At 56.2% G+C, this 26,547-nt stretch carries 20 protein-coding genes and 1 pseudogene; 10 read left to right on the plus strand and 11 right to left on the minus strand.

The features are described 5' to 3' along the window. Nucleotides 1–101: 101 nt before the first annotated feature. The 3 genes from ACGHU1_RS12580 to ACGHU1_RS12590 are packed head-to-tail and all read right to left on the minus strand — an operon-like array spanning nucleotide 102 to nucleotide 3,960. On the minus strand, nucleotides 102–2,489 hold the full coding sequence (locus ACGHU1_RS12580; protein WP_390587417.1) for a TonB-dependent receptor domain-containing protein: 2,388 nt from the start codon (nucleotides 2,487–2,489) through the stop codon (nucleotides 102–104). Beyond that, complete coding sequence (locus tag ACGHU1_RS12585; RefSeq protein WP_390587419.1) at nucleotides 2,471–3,439, minus strand: FecR family protein; 969 nt, start codon at nucleotides 3,437–3,439, stop codon at nucleotides 2,471–2,473. Before ACGHU1_RS12585 ends, ACGHU1_RS12580 begins: the two co-directional genes overlap by 19 nt. Continuing rightward, nucleotides 3,436–3,960 (minus strand): sigma-70 family RNA polymerase sigma factor, encoded by a 525-nt coding sequence (locus ACGHU1_RS12590; RefSeq protein ID WP_390587421.1) that lies wholly within the window; start codon nucleotides 3,958–3,960, stop codon nucleotides 3,436–3,438. Before ACGHU1_RS12590 ends, ACGHU1_RS12585 begins: the two co-directional genes overlap by 4 nt. 68 nt (nucleotides 3,961–4,028) lie before the next feature. Between ACGHU1_RS12590 and ACGHU1_RS12595 the strand changes: the two genes are divergently transcribed. Next, nucleotides 4,029–4,604 (plus strand): phosphatase PAP2 family protein, encoded by a 576-nt coding sequence (locus ACGHU1_RS12595; RefSeq protein ID WP_390587424.1) that lies wholly within the window; start codon nucleotides 4,029–4,031, stop codon nucleotides 4,602–4,604. A 63-nt stretch (nucleotides 4,605–4,667) separates the two neighbouring features. Beyond that, a complete protein-coding gene (locus ACGHU1_RS12600) occupies nucleotides 4,668–5,540 on the plus strand; it encodes a nucleotidyltransferase family protein (protein WP_390587427.1) in 873 nt (290 codons plus the stop codon). Here the strand turns inward: ACGHU1_RS12600 and ACGHU1_RS12605 are convergent. Next, the gene (locus ACGHU1_RS12605) at nucleotides 5,497–6,816 is read right to left on the minus strand and encodes a lipopolysaccharide biosynthesis protein (RefSeq protein WP_390587430.1); all 1,320 of its coding nucleotides are present in this window, start codon (nucleotides 6,814–6,816) and stop codon (nucleotides 5,497–5,499) included. The genes ACGHU1_RS12600 and ACGHU1_RS12605 overlap by 44 nt on opposite strands. 51 nt (nucleotides 6,817–6,867) lie before the next feature. Here ACGHU1_RS12605 and ACGHU1_RS12610 point away from each other — a divergent pair, with 51 nt between their 5' ends. Continuing rightward, nucleotides 6,868–8,496: an ArnT family glycosyltransferase gene (locus tag ACGHU1_RS12610; RefSeq protein WP_390587432.1), complete on the plus strand. Its 1,629-nt coding sequence runs from the start codon at nucleotides 6,868–6,870 to the stop codon at nucleotides 8,494–8,496. Beyond that, on the plus strand, nucleotides 8,493–9,680 hold the full coding sequence (locus tag ACGHU1_RS12615; protein WP_390587435.1) for a glycosyltransferase: 1,188 nt from the start codon (nucleotides 8,493–8,495) through the stop codon (nucleotides 9,678–9,680). The genes ACGHU1_RS12610 and ACGHU1_RS12615 overlap by 4 nt, the downstream gene beginning before the upstream one ends. On the opposite strand, the gene ACGHU1_RS12620 is transcribed toward ACGHU1_RS12615, so the two are convergent. Genes ACGHU1_RS12620 through ACGHU1_RS12630 form a run of 3 tightly spaced genes read right to left on the minus strand, consistent with a single transcriptional unit; the run spans nucleotide 9,613 to nucleotide 12,005 of the window. Beyond that, complete coding sequence (locus ACGHU1_RS12620; protein WP_390587438.1) at nucleotides 9,613–10,023, minus strand: GtrA family protein; 411 nt, start codon at nucleotides 10,021–10,023, stop codon at nucleotides 9,613–9,615. The two genes, ACGHU1_RS12615 and ACGHU1_RS12620, sit on opposite strands and share 68 nt — an antisense overlap. A 1-nt stretch (nucleotide 10,024) precedes the next feature. Continuing rightward, complete coding sequence (locus ACGHU1_RS12625; protein ID WP_390587441.1) at nucleotides 10,025–11,029, minus strand: glycosyltransferase family 2 protein; 1,005 nt, start codon at nucleotides 11,027–11,029, stop codon at nucleotides 10,025–10,027. Next, a complete protein-coding gene (locus ACGHU1_RS12630) occupies nucleotides 11,019–12,005 on the minus strand; it encodes an endonuclease/exonuclease/phosphatase family protein (protein ID WP_390587444.1) in 987 nt (328 codons plus the stop codon). The genes ACGHU1_RS12625 and ACGHU1_RS12630 overlap by 11 nt, the downstream gene beginning before the upstream one ends. 510 nt (nucleotides 12,006–12,515) lie before the next feature. Here ACGHU1_RS12630 and ACGHU1_RS12635 point away from each other — a divergent pair. The 3 genes from ACGHU1_RS12635 to ACGHU1_RS12645 all read left to right on the plus strand — a co-directional run bounded on the left by ACGHU1_RS12635 (nucleotide 12,516) and on the right by ACGHU1_RS12645 (nucleotide 18,134). Next, the gene (locus ACGHU1_RS12635) at nucleotides 12,516–16,586 is read left to right on the plus strand and encodes a HigA family addiction module antitoxin (protein ID WP_390587446.1); all 4,071 of its coding nucleotides are present in this window, start codon (nucleotides 12,516–12,518) and stop codon (nucleotides 16,584–16,586) included. A gap of 1,041 nt (nucleotides 16,587–17,627) precedes the next feature. Further along, nucleotides 17,628–17,858 (plus strand): hypothetical protein, encoded by a 231-nt coding sequence (locus ACGHU1_RS12640; RefSeq protein WP_390587449.1) that lies wholly within the window; start codon nucleotides 17,628–17,630, stop codon nucleotides 17,856–17,858. A 3-nt stretch (nucleotides 17,859–17,861) separates the two neighbouring features. Beyond that, the gene (locus tag ACGHU1_RS12645) at nucleotides 17,862–18,134 is read left to right on the plus strand and encodes a relaxase domain-containing protein (protein WP_390587451.1); all 273 of its coding nucleotides are present in this window, start codon (nucleotides 17,862–17,864) and stop codon (nucleotides 18,132–18,134) included. On the opposite strand, the pseudogene mobF reads toward ACGHU1_RS12645, so the two are convergent. Then, nucleotides 18,023–18,589, minus strand: a pseudogene (mobF, locus tag ACGHU1_RS12650) (MobF family relaxase); the annotation flags it as partial. The gene ACGHU1_RS12645 and the pseudogene mobF sit on opposite strands and share 112 nt — an antisense overlap. A 16-nt stretch (nucleotides 18,590–18,605) precedes the next feature. Between mobF and ACGHU1_RS12655 the strand changes: the two are divergent. The 3 genes from ACGHU1_RS12655 to ACGHU1_RS12665 all read left to right on the plus strand — a co-directional run bounded on the left by ACGHU1_RS12655 (nucleotide 18,606) and on the right by ACGHU1_RS12665 (nucleotide 22,437). Then, on the plus strand, nucleotides 18,606–20,801 hold the full coding sequence (locus ACGHU1_RS12655) for an AAA family ATPase (RefSeq protein WP_390587454.1): 2,196 nt from the start codon (nucleotides 18,606–18,608) through the stop codon (nucleotides 20,799–20,801). Between the two features lie 239 nt (nucleotides 20,802–21,040). After that, the gene (locus tag ACGHU1_RS12660) at nucleotides 21,041–21,946 is read left to right on the plus strand and encodes an alpha/beta fold hydrolase (RefSeq protein ID WP_088713301.1); all 906 of its coding nucleotides are present in this window, start codon (nucleotides 21,041–21,043) and stop codon (nucleotides 21,944–21,946) included. After that, nucleotides 21,943–22,437: a hotdog fold thioesterase gene (locus ACGHU1_RS12665; protein ID WP_390587457.1), complete on the plus strand. Its 495-nt coding sequence runs from the start codon at nucleotides 21,943–21,945 to the stop codon at nucleotides 22,435–22,437. The genes ACGHU1_RS12660 and ACGHU1_RS12665 overlap by 4 nt, the downstream gene beginning before the upstream one ends. Here the strand turns inward: ACGHU1_RS12665 and ACGHU1_RS12670 are convergent. The 3 genes from ACGHU1_RS12670 to ACGHU1_RS12680 form a co-directional block, all read right to left on the minus strand. Beyond that, nucleotides 22,367–23,740, minus strand: coding sequence for an efflux transporter outer membrane subunit (locus ACGHU1_RS12670; RefSeq protein ID WP_390587459.1), 1,374 nt, complete (start codon nucleotides 23,738–23,740; stop codon nucleotides 22,367–22,369). The two genes, ACGHU1_RS12665 and ACGHU1_RS12670, sit on opposite strands and share 71 nt — an antisense overlap. Before the next feature lie 97 nt (nucleotides 23,741–23,837). Beyond that, on the minus strand, nucleotides 23,838–25,409 hold the full coding sequence (locus ACGHU1_RS12675) for an MDR family MFS transporter (RefSeq protein WP_390587461.1): 1,572 nt from the start codon (nucleotides 25,407–25,409) through the stop codon (nucleotides 23,838–23,840). Then, nucleotides 25,406–26,533, minus strand: coding sequence for an HlyD family secretion protein (locus ACGHU1_RS12680; protein WP_061926347.1), 1,128 nt, complete (start codon nucleotides 26,531–26,533; stop codon nucleotides 25,406–25,408). Before ACGHU1_RS12680 ends, ACGHU1_RS12675 begins: the two co-directional genes overlap by 4 nt. Nucleotides 26,534–26,547: the final 14 nt, after the last annotated feature.

Genomic DNA, 26,547 nt, shown 5'->3' on the forward strand with positions numbered 1-26,547 from the left:
TGCCAAATTCAAGTCGAAAAGCCGCCATTCCGCTAACGACCCATAATCGGTCAATCGCTTCTCCGCCTAGGCCAAATACTGACGGTTCACCGTAGCGCAGCCTAGAACTCTCTGGACAATGCGATGCTGAAAGTCCGAGGCTGCAATGGTGTGGCTTGTTCTTCGTCCCGCACCGTGAAGGGGTTTCCAAATGAAAACCGATTATCAGTCTCGTCAAAAACGTTGCGGATTGTGAAAGTCAGCCGATTGAGTCCAAAGCGATAATCAAGCCACGCATTTCCCACTGACAGGTTGCCCTGATCCAGTTCTAGATCAGGCTGAATCGCGAGTATCGACTCGCCTACGAAGGTGTAGTCAGCTCCGACCCTTAGCTGCGAACGCTCACGTTCAAGCAACGATTGGCGCGCGGTCACTGTAATGCCGAGCTCTGGAATGTTTGGAAACTCTCCTTCTTCGCCAACTACTCCCTGCTCGGTCGCAACAGTGTCAGAGCGCGAGAGGAACGCTCTCGTTTCGACCTCGAAACCGCGCCACGGCTCGGCAGTGAAGGAAAGATTGGCCGAGTATATCTCGCCCGTTCCCACATTCGCCGTAAAAGGGAAGCCGTCTTCATCGATAAGGTCTGATTGGATATTCTCCCATTCCGCATAAGAAAGGGAAAAAGACAGTTGAGTGATGCTAAAAGCGGGGATGGAGCCACGCACGCCTGTTTCATAAAAGATCACTTCATCGGCATCAAAGTTTTCAACGCCGAGGCCCTCGACATCGTCAACGATGATTGTCGAGCCGCTTGATCGAAATCCCTCTTGGTAGCGCGCATAGGCGTACCAGTCGTCGCCCAATTGATAGCCAACTGCGAGAGTTGGAAGGGCACGGAACTGCTCACGCCTCGGCTCAAAATCCCCTTCGTCTTCCGTGTCGATCTCGGTGGCTGTTCTTGTATGAACCAGCCTTAAGCCAAGGGTCAGGTCGACGCGATCCATGGGCTCAAAATTTGCTTCACCAAAACCCGCGATTTCTGTCGTTCCGACGTTGAGATCTTCGAATTCACTCTGTTCAGTTTCGGTGCCAATCAGCTGCGTTCGACGATCGTCGTTTTGAAGGGCTGATATCCCAGCCAGCCACTTGAAGCCACTGGCTCTCCCGGTGATACGGGTTTCATGATTGAAGAGTTGGACGTTGCGCTGTTCTTCAAACAGCTCTGGCACTCCTTCTGAGCTTTCAGAATTGAGATCGAACCGCGTCTCAAGATCGCTTTCAGTCCAATTGATTGCAGACACGAGATCAAACCCATCCCAGCTTCGGGACAAGGTAAGGCCAGCAAGGGAGACATCGCTGCTGAAAGGTTGAGCGATTGCCGAGCTGCGCGCAAAAACGCCAAGGTCAGGCTGGGAATACTGCCCGTCTTCCGTGTCCAGATCTTGTTGCAGGACATCGAGCTGCACATCCCAGTCGGAGAAAATACTCGTAGCAAAACTCGCGCGCCAACCTGCGATTGTGCTGCTGTTCACATCTTGTTGGTCGCGGCCAATATCATCAATGTAGCCGGGCAGATTTTGACGATATCCGACCAAACGAAACGCGCTGCGATTGCCGATAGGCAGGTTTAGTGAGCCACCGAATGATCCGGCAGTTCCTCCGCTTTCGACCGCTGTCAGCTCCGCGCTCGCGAAAGCAGAAAGATCATTCGTCGCAGGCGCATTTTGACCGATTCGAAGCGTGCCACCGATTGCTCCAGCCCCATACAACGTGCCTTGCGGACCTTCGAGCAGTTCGATCGATTGCAGATCTATGGATCGCAAGTCTGGATTTGGTGCCGAATAAACGAGGCGATATTCGTCGAGATAGATCGCAGTTGTCGACTGGCTGGGGCCGCTAAAACTGCTGTCAGCAAAGCCTCTGATAAATATTTTGTTTCTGCCCGGCCCCAGATTCGTGGTGGTGAAGGCGGGAAGGATTGAAGCAACATCTTCGACGCCTCCAGACATCCTCGCCGGGGAAATATTGGAGACGTTGAGCACCGTCGCTGACCCTGGATAGGTTTGCAGTTCAGCATTGCTCTTTGAAGCGGTCACAACGATGGGCGGGCCTACAGTCTCTCTGACAACGGCTGCTGGTCTTCGTGGCTGCAGGCTCGGACTGGACCGCTCTGATGGACGGCGCTCAGTCTGTCTTGGAGCTTCAACGATCCTGAAGGCGTGGCCTGACAGCCTTCGATAGGTATAAGGCGTTCCTTCGAGCAATTGGCGAAGTGCGGTCTGAGCAGTCATTCGACCGCGAACTCGCCGAGTCCTGATCTCGCTCATCCCGGACTGAGTGCCACCAATGGTCACGCCTGTTTGGCGCGCCAAATTGTTAATCGACATAATGAGGTTGCCAGCGGGAATGTCGATCTGGCGCGGTGCATCGTGACCTGCAAATGCTGCATTTGGCGTCAGCGAGAGCGCAAGAATGCTGACAAATGCAAGTGCTAGTTGGCGAAGATCCATCCACCGGGCGTAGTCTGCGCGGTGCAACCCATCAAGTCAGCGATTAGCGAAACGTCTTCATCCGCATTGCCGGAAAGTTGGATTGTGCCAGCAAAGTCCGCTGCAGGCGCACAGCTGCCTGCTTCAATGGTAGACCCAATGATGCGCGATGCATCCGATAAGACCTGATCAATGGACGCTCCGGTGTATTGCAAGCGCCGCTCCGTCCAACTGCCAATCGTCGCGGGATCAAAGGGTTCGATTTGCAACCCACCGTTAGCTATGTCGAACTTCCCGATTTGACCGGCTTCGAGAACATAGGTTTGGTTTGTTGTTAAGAGCTCCACCGCACCTTCCGAGACAGAAATTCGGTGTTCTCGTGGGCCTGTAGAGACATTGAATACGGTGCCTCGATCAAGGATCGTCAAGGAGCCAAGAGAAACCTCGATACCGGACGAGTAGTCAGAACCGACCGCAAAAAGCGTCTCGCCGCTAACGAGCTCAAATTTTGAGGGATCCTCTCCCGATTGGACCAGTAGCGTGTCACCATTTAGTGTAACGTCCAGCCCACTTGCTATCTCGAATTCTCGCGTTTCTCCGGGCGCAGTTGCGATGCGCATAGGCTCTGGATTCGACGTCAAAACACCAGGTAAGAAAGAGAGTGAAGTGACTATCAGGAGAGCAACAGAAGCGGCGATTGCCCATGGCTGCCACCGGGCTTGAACGGTTTTTTCCTCAAGCGGCTCTTCTGGATATCGCTCAAAGTAGTCAACGAATTCAGCTTCGCTTTCCGACACTATGTCATACGCTGTAGCGTGGTCGGGCGAGCCTTCCATCCAGTCGGTGAATGCAACCCAGTCTTCAGCCGAAGCGTCACCTGCATAAAGCGTGGCGCGCCATTTGGCAGCACTCAGCATAACCGCATCGGATGGTCTTTGATCAGCAATATCTGTGCCTTTAGACGACGTCACGATGGCAAATCCTCACCTTGCTTCGCGCGAAAAGTTGCGATCCGCGCATAGGCCTTGAGCAGATGCTTTTCCACACCGCTGACTGAGATGCCGAGCTGCTTAGCAATCTCTTTCTGCGTGTATCCTTCAATTCGCGCCCTACGAAACACAAGCAGTGTTCTTTCAGACAAGTCTTCGATTGCCTGTTCCACTTCGCGCAGTTCCACATGCGCTTCTATACCGCTGACTGCGCATTCGGATTGTGGCTCGATCTTGGCTTCACCGTAGACCTCGTCACGCTTTTCCCGGCGCTGACGCATCTTGCGAGCATCAAGCACTACATTGTCGGCGACCTTGTAAATGTAGGGTATCGGATCACGGATCGGACCGTTTGGCTTGATCCGACCTAGCTTAATCCAGGTGTCATGAAAACGGTCTTCGACTTCGTGCGTCTCCCCCCGCATACGGACGCGCAGAAACCGCAAGATCGCGTCTTTGTTTTGGAGCAGCAGTGCTTGCAGGCTGTTTTCCGGCGCGTTCAAAGTCGCCCGCCTGTGCAAGCTGCGCGAAACCGCCTAGGGGCCTGATCAAGTGTGCGATAAGCCATTATTTGAGCTTTAGCGAAACAAACGAGATTGGGCCACCATTGCCAAACAGACTGTTCACTTTACTGGGCGATTTTGATCATGCCGTATTGGATTGGCTGGATGGTCCTCGACTGGTTGAAAAACGCAAACGTTTCACAGCTGTGCGCGACATCACTGCCCTTGGCGGAGACGCGTTTCTTATCGTTGGAGGTTTGCTCGCTTGCTCGCTGCAGGCTTCGTTGGCTGGCCCGATCGAAGCAGCGAGGCTCTTCACCTTTCTTGCCATCGGTCGCGCGCTAGGATGGGCACTCAAGGCGATTTTTCAGCGGAAAAGACCCTCGGGCCCAGTCGCTGGTGTTGCGACATTCACCTCGAGCTTTCCGAGCATTCACACTTTGAGCGCCGTCAGCCTCTTTACCGGCATCGGCTTTGTTGCCTCTCACGGAGATGCTGGGCTTTCTTTGGCCTGTGGCGCTGTGCTGGGGGTGCTCGTTGGCAGCACTCGCCTGATCTTTCGCGTGCATTGGCCAAGCGATGTCCTGACGGGCTTCGCGCTGGGCCTGATCTATTCGACCTTGGCGCTCAGTTTTCTCCTTTGATCGGCTGAGGTAAATTCTGCTCCGTGTCGTCCTTGCTCCGAAACAAGATTTTCGGAGCGGAACTTGGCGAATCAAGCGCAAGTCAAACCAAATTCAGGTGAATGGACCGCGATCGTTCTCGCTGGCGAAAGGCCTAACGGCGATCCTCTAGCAGAGGAACTCGGCGTTCGGGCAAAAGCCCTGATCGAAATCGGGGGCAAAACCATGCTTGCCAGAGTGGTTCGGGCATTATTGGACAGCTCCAAGGTCAAGCAAGTTTTGGTGCTCGCACAACAAATCGAGCTGATCGCAAGATCGGAACCGTCAGACATTTTGAGCCATCCCAATGTTGAGGTTGCGATAAGTGGAAACGGCATTGCAACCAGCATCGAAGCCGTCATCGGTACATCTCAATCGCCATGGCCTGTATTGGTCACGACAGCGGACAATGCCCTGCTAACGCCAGAGCGCGTGGATGATTTTCTCGGCGAAGCCAAAGGCTGTGATGTTGCTGTCGGATTGGGAGAACGATCTGTTGTTGAACAGGAGTTTCCGGAAACCAAAAGGACCTGGCTCAAATTTTCCGACGGCCATTTTTCCGGTGCCAATCTCTTCGCACTCGGGAATGATCGTTGTGTGCCAGCGGTTCGGCACTGGCAGGCGGTCGAGCAGGACCGAAAAAAGGGCTTGAAGCTCATCGCCAGTTTTGGTCCCAGCCTGTTGTTCCGCGCGTTGACGCGCACGATTGGCCTTAAAGATGGCTTGGCCTGTGCAGGAAAGAGGATGGGGCTCAAAGCAAAAGTGGTCGTGCTTGACGCCGAAGCACCAATTGATGTCGACAAAAAAGAAGACATGGAACTGGTCGAGCGAATTCTGTCCCAACGTCCCGCCACGCTCGCAGCGCCAGTTTCCTCTATTCGGAAGGACCTGCCTCCTGTGTCTGGCGCATGGCCATAACAGTTGGCACAGCCAAGACGAGCAACCCAGCATAACTAGCGACCAGGAGCGCGACGCCCAGGTCCGACAGGCTCATGTGTTCGCCCAAAAATAAAATGGCCATGATAGACAACCCAACGATAGTTGCGCGCGACAGAACCGGTGACAGTGCTCTCCCGCTCCCAAGCATGAAGGTCTCGCAAATAGCACCGAGGAAAAGCGCGGGAAGTGACCACGCAATCACAGCCAAAAGAGATCCTGCTACAGCATACTGTTCACCAGCCAGAACACTCACAATTATGCCGGAACCGCCGAAAAGAATGGCTCCCGCAGGTATGGACACCCAAAGCGAGGTCAGACCAACATTGCGCATGATTTCCTTGAGCCGTTCGCCCTTAGCATTTTTCAACTTCGAAATCTCTGGAAAGAGACTGCGCATTGCCAGCTCAGCGGGTGTGAGCAATGCGTCCAGCAATGTCTGGGCTAAACGATATGCCCCGGCGGCAGAAGGTCCCATGATCCCGCCGATCGCGAGCGTCATTAACGGCAATGCACCTTGCTGGAGCGAGGCGTTGAAGTTTGTCCCAAGCAAGTATCTCCACAGGATTGCCCGCGGTACAGTTCTATCGCTCGAAGCTGCCACTTTCTTTGCTAGCCCTTTGCTTTTGCCGACTGCAATCGCGCAAACCCAGAGGAAAAGGTCGCCCAGAATGTCAGATGCGACCCAGGCCACGACAACTGCCCAAAGCGGTGCGCCAACCAGAAACGCTATACAGACACCGATTAGTCGCACACCCGGTGTCACCAGGCTTTGCCATGCCATTAGATCGAACCGATCTGTTAGCCGAAGAATACCGGTGGGTGTTCCGGAGACTTGTAATGGCACGATCAAACAATACGCAGCGGCAAGATACGCGAAGTCCGTCGGAATGCTTACGGTCGATGCGGCGCTCAGCACAAATGCACCGCCCAGCGCCATCGCCGCAATTCCAACAACAAGATCTATCAGGGCGAGACGAAGCCATAGGCTTCTGAGCGAACCAAAATCATCGCGCTCATATGGATCAGCGCCAAAGTGGACCAGCGCCTGCCAGGATTGGAACTTGGCGATCGCCGCAACCATTTGTGCGACGCTGCGAAACAGCATCAGTAAGCCGAAGTCTGTCAGGTCAAGAACTCGGGCGGTTACGGCAATTGATGCAAGGTGGAGGATTGCACCGGCAATTTTGCCAGCTCCCATTTGCCCGGTATTGCGCAGCACTCTGCGCAAAACATCATCTTGTAGCCAAACGCGCATCAATTATCCCGGAACCCGAAGCGTGTTGCGGCACTATGGCAGTGCGCGATCATGAGCAAGCATGCGCAGACGGATGCCGGAGCATCAGCATCGCAAAGCGTGCTCGCCCCTTCTCAAAGCCATCTTTTCCCCTCATTAAAGCACAAAATCGGCTGGCTCGGTTTTCTTGCACTCGTCCTGCCACTTTTGGCGATCGTGTCGCCTGTCAATCACGACGAGACCCAGTATATTGCTGCTGCTCAGCTTGTCAGCGACGGTTTGGTGCCGTTTCGAGACTTTCTCTATCTGCAGACCCCCTACCAAGCCTATCTCTTCGCTCCTTTGTTTGGCATATTCGAAGAGAACGGGTTTCTTGCCGCGCGATTCTTCACAGGGTTGCTTGGCGCTTGCATTCTCGCGGTCGTATTTCTGACCTTGCGAGCAATTGAAGTAACCAAAGACAAAGCAGCGATTTGCTGCATGCTGCTCTGGCTTTGTCATACATTTGTTTTCAGCGTGACGGTCGTCCGCAACGATGCGCTCCCAACGCTCCTAATGGCAGTGGCTATCTTGATCGCAGCAAGGGAGCTTTCTAATGAGCCAACGAGGGAGAACCGACTTTTTTTGTGGCTCCTTGCAGGCGCCGTACTCGGCCTCGCGGCAGGCACAAAAATTTCCTTCGCAGCTCCGGCGTTGGCTTTTGCAGGATTTCCGATTTGGGCCTTCGTGCTGAAGAAAAATCCCATTCGCAAAGCGATAGCGCAATCCGCAACGATCGGCCTTGGATTGGCCCTCGCGCTTTTGCCGCTGCTTTGGTTTCGGGACATCGGCCCTCTCGCGTTTGATTATGGCAACTTTGGCTACCATTCGGAAGCGCCGTTGGCCTGGTATGCGGCCAATGGGCTGGAAGACCGCCTTACTGTTTTGGCCAAAATTCGAGACGTGTTGCTAACGCTCATCAGAGGACCTGCGCTGTTTGCGCTAGTGATCTACGGCTGGCTGCGGCTGCGTTCGTTTAGAAATGGCCAGATTCAGTCGCAATTCTTGATCCTGATCGACGTACTCGTCCTGGCCGGGCTGACGGCAACGATCGCACCGACACCGACTTGGCGGCAATACGCCATGCCGCTACTGCCACCATTGTTCGTGGGTCTTGGCGTTGTTTGGCAAGAAGCAGGCAAAGGACAGTCGCGGACGCCGTTCGTCATCGAATGCGCCATGCTCCTCGCCGCGCTCGTGGGCGTAGGACAGCCGCTTTTCCAGCTTTGGAAGGGAACTATAGGCGGCGATACCTCGCCTCTCACCATCAGCAGTGAAGGTGATTACCTGGCACGCGAGGCGGCCAAAGCCGGGCTCAATGGTCTGAGCGTGAGCCTGAGTCCTGAGGTCGTCCTTGCTAGTGGCTTGCCGCTTGATCCGACATTTGCGACGGGCCCATTTGCATATCGCACAGCCTCGATGGTTGCACCGGAAGATCAGTGGGCGATGCGGATTACTTCGACCTCAGATATTGCCGCCTATCTAGAGCGAACCCGGCCCGATACGATTGTCACGGGATATGAGAACTTCGATCATGTCGATACGTTTGGGTTGGAGGAGCCCATAGAGGCCTATGCTCGAAGCTATGGGTATCGCCGTATCGAAAGTCCATTTGGAGACGCTGTTTTCTGGTTGCGAACGAAGGACACAGATCCCCAGTGACGCAGTCGGGCAAAATCGGTGCGGTGGTCTACGATCTGCGCGCTAGCGGTGTGGTTCGCAACCTGCTGCGGATCGCAGAGCGCGCCCGCGCCGATGGCATCGACTTCGAAATTTGGCCGCTCAGGGCACAAGGTGAGTTTCTCGGTCAGGCTAAGGATGTCGCTCCTGTCGATCCAGTCCTAGAGGCTTCATCCAGCCACCAGCGCGATCTTGACTCTTTTCTCCATCACAGTGCCTTGGCTGAAGCGCTCGGTAATCGCTCGCCATCATTGCTGTTTTCGCCCGGTAACCAGATGCATTGGCATATCGCCAAGGCGCTGCAGATGCTTCCCGCCAATGCGCGTCCTCGCTTCGTTGGCAGAGCGAGCAATGCAGTCGTCTCGCTTGGAGATGCCAATCCCATATTTAGGGCGATCATCAAGCCGCAGGAGCGGTTTCAATTCCAAGCGATGCACCATGTGGTGGCGGTCTCTGAGGAACTTCAAGGCCAGCTTGTAAATGGTATCGGTTTCGACACCGAACGCGTCTCGTGCGTTCCCAATGGGATCGACATTGATCGATATGCGAGCGGGCATGGAAAGCAGACGGAAAACGAGCGCCCTATCATTCTTGGCATCGGTCGGTTGTCGAAGCAAAAGGACTTCAACACCTTAATTGACGCCTTGGCCAAACTCCGCATCACCCCGAAACCCGTTCTCCGCATTCTTGGAAGAGGCACCGATGGTTGGATCGCCAGTCTCAAAAGGTACGCGGAAAACAAAGGTATAGCTGATCAGCTTGAGCTACTTGGGCATGTTGACGATGTAACCGCTCATTTGCGGCAAGCAGACCTGTTTGTGTCATCGTCTCGCTGGGAAGGGGCCAGTAATGTAGTTTTGGAAGCTCTAGCCTGCGGGACACCGTTGGTTGCCACAAAAGCTCCGACCGGCATTGCGGAAGTTCTGCGCCCCTTGGACGAGGATATATTAGTCCCAGTAGGTGACGCCAGTGCGTTGGCGCAGGCAATCGAAAGGCGGCTTGGTCAGCCACGCGGTTCAGCCGCACTTATCGCACGGGCGCGCGACTATGATCTAAGCTCGATGCTGGCCGATTACAGCGGTCTTCTGGCTGAACAGCTCAGCCGTGCCCAACGTCGCTGTCTTGATCCTTACGAAACACAAAGCGCTCGCTTGCAGCATAGTTGACGGCCAGACCAGCAACTGAGCCACAGGCAACCGCAAGCGCGGGATGAGCCAGCAAGCCAGCAGCCCACGTAACAAGCGCCGCATAAGTTATGTAGTTGACCAAGCCTCCGCTAGCGTTGGCAAGAACGAAGCGAAACCATTCTGCGAGACTGGGAGAAGCACTGGTAGAAAACGTGAAGCGCCGATTGACCGCCCACGTAAAAGTCGCAGCGCTCAGATAAGAAACTGCCCGGCCAAGATAGAGCCCTAAACCAATAGCCAAAGCGCCGTATAACGTAGCGATATCGACCAGGAATCCGGCCGCTCCGACCAGCGCAAACCGCGCGAAACGGTGGATCTGCACCTTAGCGCGCGCCTTCTGATCTATCCAATGTCGCGTGAACGCCAGGCACTGCTAGATACCACATACGCTTTGCCTCCTGACGGCCTCTCGTGACGGTCTGCAGGATAAGCCCACTGAAGAAAAAGAGAAATCCAAGCAACATCAATGCGCTGGACAGGATGGCCGTTGGGAAGCGGGGCACAAGGCCCGTTTCCAGATAGGTCATCACAATTGGCACCGCCAACACAATAGAAACAAGCGAAAGCAAAAGGGCGAAAAACGAGAACAGTTGCAGCGGGCGCTCTTGCTTCAGCAGATTGATAATCGTCCCCAAAATTCTGAAACCGTCGCGGAACGTGCGAAGCTTGCTTTCTGACCCAGGCGCGCGATCGCTGAACCGAATAGGCATCTCACACGCTGGCATTTCGAGCTCAAGCGCATGGATCGTGAGTTCTGTCTCAATCTCAAAACCACCAGACATAACCGGGAATGATTTGACAAAACGGCGAGAGAACACGCGGTAGCCGCTTAGCATGTCACGGAATTGGTCTCCGAAAATCTTTCTCACTAGGACGCTCAGCATCCAATTGCCGAATTCGTGGCCCGGCCGATAGGTCCCCGCTTTTTCTTGCTGTCGTGATCCCACCACCATATCCAGGCCTTGTATCACAAGCGCCTCAACCAGCGCGCTGGCGGCACTGGCATCATAAGTGTCGTCGGCGTCGCACATCACATAAATATCAGCGTCTATGTCAGCAAACATGCGGCGAACGACGTGGCCTTTGCCTTGTCTGGGCTCGCGCCTAACAATCGCACCCGCATCGGTAGCGATTTGCACTGTCTCATCGGAGCTATTGTTGTCGCAGACATAGATCGAGGCAGTGGGTAGTGCTTGACGGAAATCTTCGATAACTTTCGCGATGCCGCCCGCCTCATTGTAGCAGGGGAGCAAGACCGCAATCTGGGGATGGCAGCTGGCGTAGAATTGTTCTGTCTGATCACTCGGACTGCTGCGCTCAAGAAGCATTTTGCGCCTCCATGCTTTGCGAGACGGTTGCGGGCGTCAGTCTGTAGGTGACCATAAAACCGATATGGTCTGACAGTTCTTTGTTTGCGTTTGCTCGCCCGAAAGGAATGGAGGTTGTGAGAGGCTCAAGCGACCATTGCGGCGAGGAAAAGTAGAACTGATAATCTGCACCGTGGCGAATGACTTCCTCGGTGCCGACGGGTCTCTGCCCTTGCGAGGCAAGAACGCGAAGGCCGTCGTTTTCATCTCTGACATGAAGTCCGGATGCAAAGAGGTGATCTCGCCGTGCCTCGACCGTCCCCATGTTGAAGTCACCTGCAAACACAAAGGGGAGCTGAGGATCCCGGCTGTTGCTCACAAACTCTGTCGCCAGGTCGACTTGCCGGCGATAGGCTTCGATCTGGCGTTCGGGAGAGGCACCTGAACTGTTCTTTGCGTTCATATGGATGTTGCCGATCACGAACGCTGGGAGGTCTTCGCCGAGAGAAACTCGTGCGAGCACGATACCCTTACTGGCCAGACAATCATATCCAGCGCACGCTTCCTGCGGAAAAATCCCCTTCGCGACCAACTCGATCGGACGGTCGGACAGGATTACAAGTCCGCTATTGAGGTAGCGACCAAGTCCTTCGCCGAGTGCCGCGCTAGCGTTGTCAAAGAACTGCTCATCCCAATCAACAAACGAACTGAACTCTGCATCATCCACGTTTGGCCCGCGCAAAACATGGCGATAGCCAGCCTGTCGAATGAAATCATCGGCAGCTTCACCAAAGGCTTCCTGAAGGACCACAACGTGCGGACGCTCAGCGGTCCCGCACAATTCGTGCAGACCACTTGCTATGCGTCGCAGGGGCTCTTCACGTCCGGAGGCTAATGGCCAAGGAAGGCCTTTGACATTGTAGGTGAGCACGGAAATTTCGTTCTCTGGCTGAACAGTGGACTCGCAAAGCGCAGTCGGCTGATCGCCGTCGCGCATGCTCGTAAGCGCTAGCAAGCCAACTGCGAGAACGGCGAACTTGTTTATGGGTCTTGATAGCATCGGGACCTAGACGACACCAATCGTCATCTTCCTCACATAAACGAGGCATTCCCTGAGAAAGTCTTTGGCAAGCTTTAATCAGGGCGTCTGCAAAAGCATGATCGAGCATCTTTACGCATCTCCACAGCTGCGGGTCTTGAAGTCCGCTTTCACCCCCAGATTACGACGTTTAGCGATGGCTCAAACTGGGCCGGTAGTTGACTGTCCGCCTGTGAGGCTCTGCAAGGTCAAAGCCGACAGGATCAATCAATTATTACGACGGAGAGAAGAGCTAAGATCAAGCCAACCGGACACGCGATCACGCACACCGCACCAAAGGCGGGTCCCGGCTTCTGGGACCGGGTAAGAAGTCTGACAACTTCGACTAGGGGCCGACCATCTATTCATTTGTAGTGCGTAACGCTACACAATATTGCAATCGACAGTAAGTTCGGTTATGATATGCAAATGAGCAACATAGAGCACCCAGGTTCGCACATTCGCGAGCACATCATTCCCAAAGGCATGAACGTCACAGAGGCTGCAAAGCGCCTTGAGGTCAGTCGCCCCACACTTTCAAACCTACTGAACGGCAACGCCGATCTTTCCCCGGACATGGCGGGGCGACTCGCCAAGGCATTTGGCGCGGATGCTCGCGATCTGCTCAATCTTCAAAGCGCATTTGATGCCAAGATTGCAAAGGGAAAGGCCGTCACAGAAGCCGTGCAGTCCTACGTCCCGCCGTTCCTTGAGATCAAATCGATCACGATTGAAAGTTGGGCTTCGACGGGACTGAAGCCTCGCCAAAGGCTGGCAGTGTTGCTCAGGCTGTTGGTAAATTCGACTGGCATGCAGCTTTCAAGAGTTAGCTTTCCTGGCAATGATGACAGCGAAGTTCCCGGAGCAGATGGCGAGGTAGAGTCAGGTGAGGCCACTCCTTGGATTCCCCACGGACAATCCGTGTGGGAATTCGGTGTCAATAAGGACATCAAAGGCAAGGCTGACGGTGATTTCGCGAAGAGCGTCAAAGCCCTCGATGCTACTGAACGAAAAGCCATCACCTTTGTGTTTGTGACGCCGCGCCGCTGGTCGGGCAAGGCTGAGTGGGCCAAAGCGCAGCAAAAGAAGAAGCTGTGGAAGGACGTTCGTGCCCTCGATGCCAGCGACCTAGAGCAATGGTTGGAACAATCTATTCCGGCTCAGGTGTGGTTCGCGAATGAAACGAACCAGTCTGCTCAAGGCTGCAAGTCGCTTGATCAAATCTGGCGGGATTGGTCTGCTGATTGCGAGCCTGAACTCAAGCCCTCCATGTTTCAAAGTGCAGTCAAAGCCCATCGGGCTTCGGTGAAGCGATTGGTCGAAACAAAGCCATATAGCTCAGGGCTTATTCTTGCAGATTCGAGAGATGAGGCTCTGGCATTCCTTAGCTGTGTATTCTCGCATGACGACGACGACCTAGGCCACCTAAGAGACCAAGTGGTGGTCTTTGAGAACGCTGAAACTCTGACGAAATTGGCGAACAAGGTGTCAAACTTCGTGCCTGTCGTGATGTCTCGTGATGTCGAAAAAGCACTCGCCCCATATCGAAACTCACTGCCGTCCTTCCTTGTCTATGCGCGGAACGCGACCTCCAAAGAGCCAGACGTCCTTCTGGACACACTGAACTACGAGGATTTCGATGAGGCGCTCAAAGACCTTGGATTGGAGCGGGATCGAATTGACCAGTTGGGGCGTGAGTCTGGACGCTCCCTGACTGTGCTAAGGCGTAGGCTCTCAAAACTCGATGCCATTCAGAAGCCGGACTGGTCAACCGACAAAGAGGTTGCCCGCACGTTGGTGCCCGCATTGTTTGCCGGTGTTTGGAGAACTGACAATCAGGCAGATTGCGCAATGATCGAGTGCCTTGCAGCCGATCAAGAAATTGAGACCGTCAATAGGCACTTCAATGAGCTACTTCCGCTCGATTCTTCTCCTGTCTGGTCGGCGGGAAGTTTTAATGGGGTAGTATCGAAGATCGATGTCCTGTTTGCGATCCACAATTCAATAATTGCCGCTGATCTCGAGCGGTTTTTCGATGTGGCAGAAATCATTTTGTCGGAACCCGATCCGTCCCTTGAGCTACCAGAAGATGAGCGATGGGCAGCAGGCATTCATGGGAAAACGAGAGAGCTTTCTGGCGCAATAAGAGAAGGCGTCGCGGAGACATTGGTTCTCCTTGCGGTCTACGGCAACTCACTGTTCGAGAACCGCCTGAACTTCGACTGCGAGTCTCGCGCGAACAGGCTGGTCGAAGGCTTGCTAACGCCTCTTTCTGACACCACGCTCGAAACCCATATCGATAATCTCGCCCTCTATGCAGAGGCTGCGCCTGATAGGTTTTTGTCGATCATTGAGAAGGATCTTGAATCCGACGACTCTTATGCAATGTCGTTGATGAGGCCTTCGAGTTCATCGATGTTTAGTAGTTCTCCGAGGACTGGTCTCCTTTGGGCACTAGAGGGACTGGCATGGTCTCCGAGGCGGTTTTTGCGAACAATCTTGGTGCTTGGGAAGCTGGCCGAGAAGCCGCTTGATGATAACCTGCTCAACAAGCCGTCGAATAGCCTAGGAGCGATGTTCCGCAACTGGATGCCGCAAACAGCCGCGAATCTGAACCAAAGGATCGCCGCGTTCGAAAAACTGGTAGAGAAGCACCCAAAGGTTGCTTGGCCAATCGGTCTGGCACAGTTTGAGTCGGGTCATCGGACCGGCCACTACTCCCATAAACCCAAGTGGCGACCTGATGGCCATGGATATGGCGGTGTGACGACTAATCGCGAGGCTAACGACTTCGCATTGAAGACCTTTGAAATTGCCGTGAATTGGCCCCATCATACGCGCGAGACTCTCGCTGATCTCGTCACAAGTCTATCGGGTGTCAGCGATGAGATGAAAGGTCGAGTTTGGGACCTAGTCGATGAGTTCGCGAAATCTGCAAGTGAGGCCGACAAGTCGTGGCTTCGCGAAAGGATTCGCACGGCGGCCCTCAGTCGGCGCGCGGTTAAGCGCAGCCAATCGTGCTCTCCGAAAGAAGAAGCCCTTGCCAGGGCAATTTCAGCTTATGAAGCGCTTGCGCCATCAGACGTTGTGTATCGTCATGAGTGGCTATTCCGAACCACTTGGGTGGACGAATCCGCCTTTGAAATTGAAGACGAGGACTTCGATTTCAAAAAGCGCGACGAGCGAATTGAGAAGCAAAGAGTGTCGGCCCTCAAAGAGGTATATGAAAACGGGGGTATCAATCGCGTGGTTGAACTTGCTAATTTGGGGCAAGCCGCACAGACGATTGGGCGCTGCTTGGTGAAAGTCCTCAACGAGGAAAACTTGCTCAAAGAGGCGCTGACGCTCGTACAAGACCAAGAGAAACTCGATGGGAACATCGCGCAGATTGTTGCAGGAGCTTTGCACACTTCCGACTGGGAGAAAAGGCCGCTCCTCGGACCGCTCGTTGAAAAGCTGGACAAGACCAAAAAGCTCGCAGTCTTGCTGATAGCTCCTTTTGAGAAATCAACGTGGGATGCTCTGGACAAGCTGGGCGATGATTTCGCCGAGCAGTATTGGAAGGAAATTGTCCCGGGGATGTGCTTCGAAGATGATGATCTCCGTCTTGCCGTTGCGCGACTGGTAGAAGCCAGACGCCCGCGTCTTGCTTTTGACCTCGCGCATTGGAAGCTAAAGGCTCTGGAGCCTCGCACAGTATATCGACTGCTCAGAGCAATCATATCGAGTTCAGAAGAACCTTCTGGTCACAGCAGATTGGACGGCCACTATCTCCGCGATGCGATTGAGATTGTAACGAATAGCGGGGCAGCCTCGGTCGAGGAGCTTTCGGTCATCGAATTCCATTTTCTTGAGATCTTTAGACTCGATCAAGGCAGGCCTGAGAACCTGGAGAAGTGGATCGAGCAACACCCAGAGTTGTTCGTTCAATCGGTGGCAATGGCATTCAAACGTGAAGATGGCGGACAAGATCCGCTTGAACTTCGCATTGGGGAAGAAGAGCAACGAATGGCTATGGCTCGTCAGAGCTATACCCTACTCGATACAATCAAGCGAATTCCTGGGCACGACGAAGACGGAAATCTGAGAACTGAAATCCTTCTAGATTGGATTGAGAACGTAAGAGAAAAATGCGGCGAACTTTCGCGGTCGGACATGGGCGACCAATGCATTGGCAAACTGCTGTCTCATTCACCCGCTAATGATGACGGGACATGGCCATGCACAGTCGTCTGCGATGCTTTGGAGCAGGTCGCCAATGAACAGATCAAGGCTGGTATGACTGTTGCGCTATTTAACTCACGCGGCGTGCATTGGCGCGGCGAAGGTGGCGATCAAGAGAGAGAACTGGCAAGCAAGTATGGCCGTTGGGCAGATGCTGTCGAATACACCCACCCGAGGGTGTCAGATATCTTACGATACATGGAGGAACGTTATCTTTGGGATGCAAAGCGAGAAGACCAAGAAGCACAGATTAATCGCCGCATGCGGATCAGCTAAGATCGTGTGCCTCAGATCCGTTCGCTCAGTTGTCCGGAATTGAAGCACCACTTTGTCCCCCAATTCCTGTTGCGCCGGTGGTGCAATACTTAGCAATCAAGTGTCAGCTCACAACAGACAGTCGATCCAGTCTCAGTGACCGAAATTAGGGCGCAAAGCTGCCGACAAACTGGGTGAGCTATGCCTAACTGTTCTGGAAATGAAGGAAGAGTGAGGGGTGTTCGGAAGCTCTATACATATTGGAGCTTCATGCGAAGGGATCGGTGCTTAGGATGACCTTATGGGGCCAATACTAAGACTGAATCAGAGGTCCGTCCCGACCTTCTCAGTCCGGTAAATGTTGACCAATCCCGGATTTGCTAATGATCACATACGGGAGGCGAGCGAATGGACTAGTTCGACTTCCCATATCGGCTGAAGCGCTCGCCCATCCGCATAAGGCATTTCGCATCTGTGGAGGTTCGCTGACCGATGATCAACCCACTTTGCCAGCGCCGTAGGGTGTCGTAGATGCAGAGCGTGAGATCAGCTCAATCCGATGGCCATCTGCTACAAATACGCCAGTTTGCGAATGGGGCTCTTTGCAGGATTAGCTATCCTTCATGCGCCGGATGGGCTACAGAATCCGTGTGAAACCAATGCCTTTATCGTCGAAATTCGGTCGGGGAATTAGTCGATCACAACGGTCCAAATGGGGAACAACTTCGCGCACACCGTACCCGGAGATCCGGTGTCTTTAAGGCGAGGATTTCTGCGGGTTTCGCCGATATTTCGGCATCTGTCGCCAAGTAATGTCATCTGATGTCACTCCGCGATCCGCAACTCACATGTGAGTTGCTCGGCTCTAAGCTATTAATTTGAAATCGAAAATTAGCGTTTTCCTACAGGGTGGTCGCTGCCGTAGACTGATGTCAGTCGAGAGGGGTCATTGGGCCGAGGAGGGGCGGCCAAACGTTAGGTGACGCCGTGCGGTTTGCCCTTCAATGCTATGTCGACGAAGACCTTCATGCGCTTGTTAAAGCCGCTGCTGATGCAGCCCATATGAGCGTCAGCCAGTGGCTGAAGCTCACCGTCATCGAGGCGCTTGATGAATCCCAGGACGAGGCGTTCCGCGATCAGGTTCTGGCCGATCTGCTCTTCACCAAGATCGCCCTTGATGGGTGGCTTCGCACGCACAAGGATAAGGAACTGCGGGACCGCGTGGTGGTCGCTTACCAACGACGCATTCGTGAATATCGCGAGCGCAAAGCCGCGAAGCGCGAGGGGCGCTGAGCGATGCTTTCGGTTGCCAATGTGCGCTCGGCTGGCGGTGCTGCGAACTACTTCGCCAACGACAATTACTACACCAAGGCGGACGCTGATCGATCCGGGATCTGGGTCGGTGAAGGCGCCGAACGCTTGGGTCTTTCAGGCACGGTCGCCTCAAGCCCGCCGCCGCGTCGGGCTTCGAGCACCTCCTGCCGCCGCGTCGAGAAGGCCATCACCGCATCACGGTCTATACCCTTGGCTTCGAAGTTGCCGTGCTTTCCGAATGCGCCGATCCGGTAGCCAAGCTTCTCTACCTCAATCCGGAAACGCGCCATTGTCATGGCATTGAGCAAGGTATTGTGCTGCCACAGCTTGTCGTTACGCAGCGCTCTCCACTTGCCGTCCTTGTCCTGCGTCATGTTGGCGACCACAGCGTGGAAGTGCAGGTTCGGCTCCTGATTGCGGTTGGTGTCGTGCTGGAACAGCGCGACGGTCAGGTTATCGCTGGCATGAAGTCGCTCTTTGCCACCCTTCTCGGTGCGATACTGGGCCGCATTCTTCTCTGCCCATTGGAGCGTTTCGACGACCGCTGAACGGTACGCGTCAATGATCCGCTGATCCTTGCCGACGAGCGCCAGAAGCGACCAGCTTTTGGGCAGCGAAAAGGTCAGATCTGTCCCGGCGCGGTGATACTGACCCTGGTGTCCGATACGTTCGCCGTTGGGCAATTCTCCGCGCAGAATCGCCTCAAACGCTTTGGCGTCGAGTGTCGTGGCGACGCTGGCGACACGGCAGGCCAAGCAAAGCGATGTCGATCGCGGTGCCTTGATGGCCCAATGGGAAGGGCAGGCCTGGGATCAGAGGCTCGACCTTGAAGGCATGGTGCGCGACGCGAAGCTGCGTTCACACGAGTTGACTGTTGCGGCAATGAAGCGGGCAAATGATCGCCCCACTTTGCTTGAACGGGGCAGGGCAATGATCGCCAGCGTCGCCGAGCGAATGGGCATCAAGGAGGGCGATCCGCTCATTCCCAAGCGGCTTCATTTGAAAGGCCGGGAAGAAATTGCGACGGCTCACGCGGTTGCATCGGCGGTGCGGCATTTGTCCGAACGAGAGGCGGCATTTACGGCAACTGATCTTGCCAAGGCGTCGCTCGATTTCGGGCTGCCGACTACAATGAAGTCAGTCGAAAAACGCATTGGGCAACTCGCGCAGCAGGGCGCGCTGTTACGCGGGCGAGGCGCGCAGAAAGGGTGGCTGACGACATCCAATGCATTGACGCTGGAGACCCGCATGCTGGCCGAGATCGATAAGGGGAATGGCGCAGTTCGTCCGATCCTCGATGCCGAGACCGCTGGGCCATATCTGCAAGCGTCGGCAGCGCTTAATTACGGAATGAAGCTCAACGCCGGTCAGGAAGCGGCAGGCCGGTTGATCCTGTCTTCGACCAATCGCGTTGTAGCCGTCCAGGGTGTGGCAGGGGCCGGCAAATCAAGCGTGCTGCGGCCAATGAACCAGCTGCTGGGGGAGCACGGAAAGAGGGTGATCGGCCTCGGGGTCCAGAACACACTGGTCCTCATGCTGGAGAAGGATACGGGCATTCCTTCGATGACCTTGCACCGCTTTCTCGGTGGGCATCGAAAGTTGCTGGATGGCTCAGTTGGCAAAGCCGAGATCGCCGCTGCGCGCGAAGACTATCGCGACACTGTCCTCGTTCTCGATGAAGCCTCAATGGTTTCTACCCGCGACCAGGACCGGCTGATCCGGCTTGCCAATCTGCTCAAGGTCGATCGCCTCGTGCTCATGGGCGACGAAAAGCAACTGGGAGCTGTCGAAGCGGGCAAGCCCTTTGCTCTGGCGCAGCGCGCAGGGACCGAAACGGCGCGCATGGACCACAATCTTCGCGCGCGCTCCGATACCCTGGAGAGAGCTCAGCAAGCAGCGCAGTCGGGCAAAACCAGCGATGCTCTCGATCATCTCAAGGATCACATTGTCGAGGTCCAGGAGGACAGTGCAATCGTTGCGGCGGAACGCTGGCTTTCCCTTCCGCTAGCAGAGCGCGAACGCACGTCGATCTTCGCTGCAGGGCGTCGTTTGCGCTCTGAGATCAACACCGCTGTTCAAACCGGGCTTGCCGCCAATGGCGAAATCGGACCAGCGAGCGCAAGGCTTGCGGTTCTAACCCGTGTGAACGCGACACGCGAGGAATTGCGCTACGCGCGCATTTACGCGCCGGGCATGGTGCTCGAAGTGGCAAGCCGCCAATCGCGGCATGGTCTCGGACGAGGAAGTCATGAGGTCGCCGCTGTCGATACTGAGAAGGGTGTTGTTACGCTTCGCGATGAGCGAGGGCATCTGCTCCGCTTCGTGCCAGCGAAATTGTCGTCGAAGGGCAGCGACCAAACATTGCAGCTGTTCGAGAAGAAGGATCTCGATCTCTATAACGGGGACGCCATCCGTTGGACGGCGAGCGACCATAAACGCGGATTGATAAATGCCGACAGGGCAATAGTGACCGCGATCAACCAGGACGGCGTGATGGTCACGAGCTCCAGCGGCATGGAGCATAAACTGAAGCCGAACGACCCGATGCTGAAGCGGATCGACCTCGCCTATGCGCTCAACGCCCATATGGCGCAGGGCCTCACAGCAGATAAGGGCATTGCCGTGCTCGACAGCCGCGAGCGGCGACTGCTCTCGCAGCGCAATTTCCTCGTCACGATCACACGTCTGCGAGACGAGCTCACGCTGATTGTCGACAATCGGGACAAGGTTGGGCGAGGGATTGCGACCAATCTGGGCGAGAAGTCTTCGGCAGCCGAGACAACCGAACGGCTTGGGACTGCGGCAGCCAAGGGAGTCAAGGCGGGTCAAATCCAAGCGCCTAACAAAGAGCAGCAGGTCGAGCGAGAGAAGGCACCAGACCTGACTAAGGAGCGGATCAAGCCGTTCGAGATTGGGTTATGATGGTATGACTGAAACTGGGCCGGAAGCGGAAAGGCAGCTTTTATATCTTTGAGCGGATTAAGCGGACAGCGACTGCTGACCGAATCGCAAGCCGGTGCATTAGAGAATGGTCTGGAGAAACCCCTCTTGGCATAGACTTTTGCCGTCGTTGAAACGCCCCTGCAGGACAGCCAACACGGAGCCGAGAGCCACAAACTAAATTGGTTTACTATTTAGCGCGCCTTTCCTACCATCCGGAGATGGCGAGAGAAACCTTTACGATTGAGGGCGCAGGCGCGATTTCTCTTACAGCCGAGGCTGAGGGGGATGCCTACGCTAAACCCGTCCTTCTTGCGCACGGCGGCGGGCAGACACGGCGCGCGTGGAGAAGGGTGGTCAGCGAGCTGGCTCAAGCCGGCTTTCGCGCAATCGCCTTCGACATGCGCGGTCACGGAGACAGCGATTGGTCGCCATGCGGAGCTTATGAAATGCGCGACTTCGCGGCGGATCTGGTCGCTGCAGCGTCGCGCCTGGACCAGAAGCCAGCGCTGGTTGGCGCTTCACTGGGCGGGCTCGCTGGACTGATTGCCGCAGGGGAGCTTGCTCCAGGTAGCTTTGCTTCACTCACATTGGTCGACATTGCCCCGCGCATGGAGCCCAGCGGTGTGATGCGCGTGGTTGGTTTCATGGAAGAGCATGTCGATAGCGGCTTCGCCTCACCAGAGGAGGCGGCCGACGTGATCGCTCGCTACATGCCGCATCGTCCCAAGCGGGGCGCGAGCGATGGTCTGAAAAACTATCTGCGGCAGAAGTCGGATGGGCGCTTCTATTGGCACTGGGACCCGGTGTTTATCCGTAATATAATGTCAGCCAGACAAGGCGACCCAGACAGCCAAGAACGTCAATCGGCAATGCTGAGCCAAGCTGCGGCGAATCTCACGCTTCCGCTTCACCTCATCCGAGGCGGCTCTAGCGATCTTGTTTCCGAAGAGGCCGTTTTGCATCTGCGACAACTCGCCCCCCATGCAGAATACACCGATATTGCCGATGCCACGCACATGGTCGTGGGCGATGCGAACGATGCCTTCTCCGCCGCTATCGTCGATTTCCTACGAACCCATCACTCTTGCGATACGGCTCAACCACAGGGGACGAGGGAGCTATGATCGATCGAGAGCGCTTGCAGGAAATGCTGAATATCGCGCCGTTTCATCGATGGCTTGGGCTGGAGATTGCAACATGCTCCGACCAGGGAATCGCGATCACCATGCCATGGCGCGAAGAGATCGTGTCGAACCCTATGATTGGGTCGGCGCATGGAGGGATCCTGGCTTCACTGGTCGACCTCACCGGGCTTTATACTCTGCTTGCCGGGGGAGTCGCGGCGAGAGCGACGGCCGATCTGCATGTCGATTACCACCGTCCTGCAACCTCAGGACCTCTCACTGCTCACGGACAGATCGTGAAGATCGGGCGACAGATTCCGGTGGCGGAAACCCGGGTTCTCGAGCCCGACGACAAGTTGGTCGCCAGCGGCAGGGGCGCCTACTTCTCGTCAACCGGATCACTTGATCAGCGCGGCGGGACTATTGATCTCGAACAGGCTCTTGCCACCCAAGGCCCAGCGACTTCTGCAGCGCGATCCACGCCAGCGTAAGGGCACCTTTTGCCCGGACGAGGTCTGCTGAGGCCTGCTGCTGTTCTCGCAGGGCCCGGTTGAGGTCAGCCTTCGAGATCGCTCCTGCGGCAAAACGTTGGCGGTTCAGGTCCGCCGCGCCGTCAGCCTGCTTCTTGATTTGCATACTGGCAGCGAGCGCCACACGCTGCTGGCCGAAGCGAGCCAAGGCACGTTCGGCGTCTTGCAGTGCCAGAAGCACCGTCTGCTGGTAATTGGCGACTGCTTCGTTGCGCGCCGCCCCGGCTTGGTCGATCGCAGCGTCTACCCTGCCGAAATCCAGAAAATTCCACTGGAGGCGTGGGATCGCGAGTGCGGAGAAATCGCCGACATCGACAACGTCGTCCAACGAGGATCCGCCGAGGCCCAGGATCCCCGTGAAGGACAATTTCGGGAACCGCGCCGCCTCGGCCACCCCGATCCGCGCCGTCGACGCGGCAAGAGACCGTTCGGCCGCCCTTATGTCAGGCCGACGCGCCACCAGGCTTGCCGGATCGCCGATCGCGACCTGCTCTGGCGGCATGGGAATGGAATGCGCAGTCGTGAGCGCTGCATCAACTGATCCCGGCACCTGTCCGGTCAGTATAGCGAGTGCATCAGACAGGACTGCGATATCCGCTTCAGCTTCGGCAAGTTGTGACTTGAGCATCTCCAGTTCGGCATTCGCGGTGCCTACCGGGAAAAGCGGCAATGCACCGCGCTGATAGCGTTGGTATGTCAGCGCCAGGATCTCTTCCTGCAACGAAATCTGCGCCTCAAATTGCTCTGCGCGGAATTGGGCCTCCCGCAAATTGACGTAGGTGCTGGCCACTTGGGCAGTCAACTGGACCTTTGCGTCCTCTGCATTGGCCACCGTTGCAGCAGCTTGGGCATTGCTGGCTTCAATGCGCCTGCGCGAGCCACCGGCGAACTCCAGCTCCCAGTTGGCGTTAAGGCCCACATTGAAAAAGCTGAGCGAGTCATCGGTTTCTGCGTCGGAATTGGTTTGCTCTGACGGGGGGGGCGCCCCGCCTTGAATGTCGAGACCACGAAGCCGGCCCTGCACGGTGGTGGCCTGTGCCCCAAGCGATGGCATTCGACCCGCACGGTCTTGCCTGATGGATGCCCGTGCCTGGGCAATGCGCGCCTGCGCTGCGGCGAGCGAAGGGTTGCCGGACAGCGCAGCCTCCACCAGCCGCGTCAACTCGGGATCGCCGAGCAGCAGCCACCATTGAGCGACAACCGGATCAGATGCGCTCACATCACTGCCAGCGCGCACAAAGCGAGTGCCCGTGTCTGCTGACACAACTTCCGGGGGGCCTGCATAATCGGGCCCAGCCGTGCATCCAGCTAGCAAGGCGATAGTGATAATCGGAGGTAGCAAGTGGCGCATAATCTCGGGCTCAGTGCATCGAAAGGGAGACATTTTCCGGAAGCGGCTTGAGGAACAGAACAAGCGGGACTGTCGCGAGTGTGAGAAGTCCCATCACCAGAAAGACATCATTGTAGGTCATGATGAACGCTTCGCGCTGGAGAGTGCCGCCGAGTGCCGCCATCGCTCGTTCCATATCGCCCAAGCTTCGCGCCAGTCCGTCGAGATAGGTCTGCAGCGAAACGCTGTTCGCATTCAGCGTTTCTTCCATGCGCCTCGTATGGTGCCAAATTCGCTGGTCCTGGAACGAAGCGAGGGCCGAGAGGGCGAATGATCCGCCAAGATTGCGGGCCGCGTTGAAAATGCCCGAGGCATCGCCCGCGTCTTCCTTGGCCACCGACGCAACCGTTGCCTGATTCAGGAACATCATCGCAAGTATCATTCCGGCCCCGCGGATAAGCTGACTTTCAGTGAAGACAGCGCCGCCGGATTCGGCGGTCAGACTCGTGCTGACAAAGCAGCTGATCGCCATCAGCAGCATTCCGGTGCCGACGGCAATGCGGATGTCCACCTTGCGGATCATCAGGGGCAGAACCGGCATCAGGAGAAAGGCCGGGACACCCATCCAGAAGATGACCAGTCCCGTCTGAAAAGCATTATAGTCAGAGATGATCGCCAGAAACTGCGGAATGACATAGGTCGAACCATACATCACCACGCCCAGGGCGAGCGCCATGATCGCGACGCTGGCGAACTGTCGATTGAACAGGAGCTGCAACTTCAAGACTGGCTTGCGTGCCTTCACCTGTCCGTAAATCAAACAGGCAAAGCCGATAATGGTCACCACCGTTAGCCAGCGAATGAGTGAGGACTCGAACCATTCCTCACGGTGCCCTTCCTCGAGTACAACAGTCAGACCGCCCAGTCCGAGGATCAGCCCGAGAATGCCAGCCCAATCGGCGTCCGTGAGATATTCCCACTTGGGCTTCTCGTGAGGCAGCCCGATAAACAGCAAGAGCAGCAGGATTGCGCAGACTGGCACATTGACGAAAAAGGCATAGTGCCAGCTCAGGTTCTCGGTCAGCCAGCCGCCGATCAATGGCCCCATCACGGGGCCAAGAACCACAGTCATGCCGAACAGGGCCATTCCGATTGGCTGTTGGTGCGGCGGTAATCGTTTAGCCACAATAGTCATTGCGGTCGGAATGAGGACTCCGCCCGTGAATCCCTGACCCGTTCGGCCGATGATCATGGTCGTAAGGTCGGTTGCAATCCCGCATAGCACCGAAAATGCGGTGAACGCGCTAACCGCGATGATGAGGAGGGTTCGCAGACCGAACAGCCGTTCGAGCCAAGCGCTCAGCGGAATGACGACGATTTCAGCAACGAGAAATGACGTAGCAATCCAGGTGCCTTCGGCGCCTGTGGCACCGATCTCGCCCTGAATGACGGGGAGTGCGGAATTGACGATTGATATGTCCAGCGTCGCGAGCATGGCGCCAAGCGCGCCCGCGGCCACAGCGACCCAGGCAGTCACGTCTGCGTTCTTTCGGCCCCCGGCCGGCCCGATCGAAGTGTCCTGCGCTGCCAGTATCTCGGTCATTGAGTCCGACTCGAGATCTCTTCCAATTCGCCGGCAGCATTCCGGGTGTCGACCGTAGCCACTACCGACATGCCGGGAACGAGCAGACGCCGCACTTCAGGGGGAGCATCGATACCGATGCGGACGGGTATCCGTTGAACGATCTTGGTAAAGTTGCCGGTGGCATTTTCGGGGGGGAGGATGGAAAATTCCGCGCCCGTTCCCGGCGATATGCTGACCACTCGTCCCGCGATCTCAAGGTCGGGTAGGGCGTCAACTTCGAGCCTGACGCTTTGGCCGGCCCGGATCAGGCCGACCTGCGTTTCCTTGAAGTTTGCCGTCACGTAGATCGCCCTCACCGGAACCACCGTCATCAAACGTTGACCCGGTTGCACGAACTGGCCCACCCTCACCGAGAGATCGCCGACGCGGCCGGCCTTGCTGGCGCGCAGCAAGGTCGATTCAACCGTAAGGTCGGCTGTTTCCAGCTGAGCGCGAGCAGCGTCCGCCTGCGCCTGGGTCTGGTTGATCTGCTCGAACAGGGTCCCTCGGCGCGCGGTCGCGGCAGCCACCGCCGCCTGCGCGGCGACGAGTTCGGCCCGCGCTTGCCGCGCCTGCGCCTCATACTGGTCTAGCTTTTCCCGCGGTTCGGCTCCTGTCGCGGCAAGGGGCCGATATCGCGCCACCTGGTCGTTCGCGAGGTCCAGTGCTGCGCGCGCGGCGGCGAGTTGGCCCCGCGCCTGGCGAATGGCTGCATCCTGTTCGGCTACCTGAGAACGGATTGTGTCGGCACCGGCCAGGGTCGCAGCGATCTGTGCGCGCGCCTGTTGCGCTTGCGCCTGATAATCCCGCAGATCCAGTTGTACGAGGGCTCCGCCGCGAGCAACCTGCTCGTTCTCCCCCACGAAGACCTCTTCGACGTATCCCGCTACCTTGGAAGAGATAACGACGCTGTCGGCAGCGACATAGGCGTTATCGGTCGTCTGCATGTACTGTCCGTAGGTTACGTGCCGGTAGTACCACCAGATCCCGCCAAGCAGCACGGCAAGACCAACGATGATTAGCACGATGCGCAAGCCACGCCGCGATTGCGGTTTCGTTGGGGTTGTGCCCTCCTGCTCCGGTTGGTTGGAGTTATCGGTCATCTGACTCTTTCGGC

The organism is Erythrobacter sp. MTPC3, from assembly GCF_042854385.1.
GTDB lineage: Bacteria > Pseudomonadota > Alphaproteobacteria > Sphingomonadales > Sphingomonadaceae > Erythrobacter.

Bases quoted from the DNA above. Each gene is read 5' to 3' on its own strand.
- ACGHU1_RS12640 (WP_390587449.1), top strand. From the start codon at position 17,628: ATGAGCGTCAGCCAGTGGCTGAAGCTCACCGTCATCGAGGCGCTTGAT.
- ACGHU1_RS12660 (WP_088713301.1), top strand. From the start codon at position 21,041: ATGGCGAGAGAAACCTTTACGATTGAGGGCGCAGGCGCGATTTCTCTT.
- ACGHU1_RS12610 (WP_390587432.1), top strand. From the start codon at position 6,868: ATGAGCAAGCATGCGCAGACGGATGCCGGAGCATCAGCATCGCAAAGC.
- ACGHU1_RS12625 (WP_390587441.1), bottom strand. From the start codon at position 11,029: ATGCTTCTTGAGCGCAGCAGTCCGAGTGATCAGACAGAACAATTCTAC.
- ACGHU1_RS12680 (WP_061926347.1), bottom strand. From the start codon at position 26,533: ATGACCGATAACTCCAACCAACCGGAGCAGGAGGGCACAACCCCAACG.
- ACGHU1_RS12665 (WP_390587457.1), top strand. From the start codon at position 21,943: ATGATCGATCGAGAGCGCTTGCAGGAAATGCTGAATATCGCGCCGTTT.
- ACGHU1_RS12580 (WP_390587417.1), bottom strand. From the start codon at position 2,489: ATGGATCTTCGCCAACTAGCACTTGCATTTGTCAGCATTCTTGCGCTC.
- ACGHU1_RS12645 (WP_390587451.1), top strand. From the start codon at position 17,862: ATGCTTTCGGTTGCCAATGTGCGCTCGGCTGGCGGTGCTGCGAACTAC.
- ACGHU1_RS12635 (WP_390587446.1), top strand. From the start codon at position 12,516: ATGAGCAACATAGAGCACCCAGGTTCGCACATTCGCGAGCACATCATT.
- ACGHU1_RS12675 (WP_390587461.1), bottom strand. From the start codon at position 25,409: ATGACCGAGATACTGGCAGCGCAGGACACTTCGATCGGGCCGGCCGGG.
- ACGHU1_RS12630 (WP_390587444.1), bottom strand. From the start codon at position 12,005: ATGCGCGACGGCGATCAGCCGACTGCGCTTTGCGAGTCCACTGTTCAG.
- ACGHU1_RS12605 (WP_390587430.1), bottom strand. From the start codon at position 6,816: ATGCGCGTTTGGCTACAAGATGATGTTTTGCGCAGAGTGCTGCGCAAT.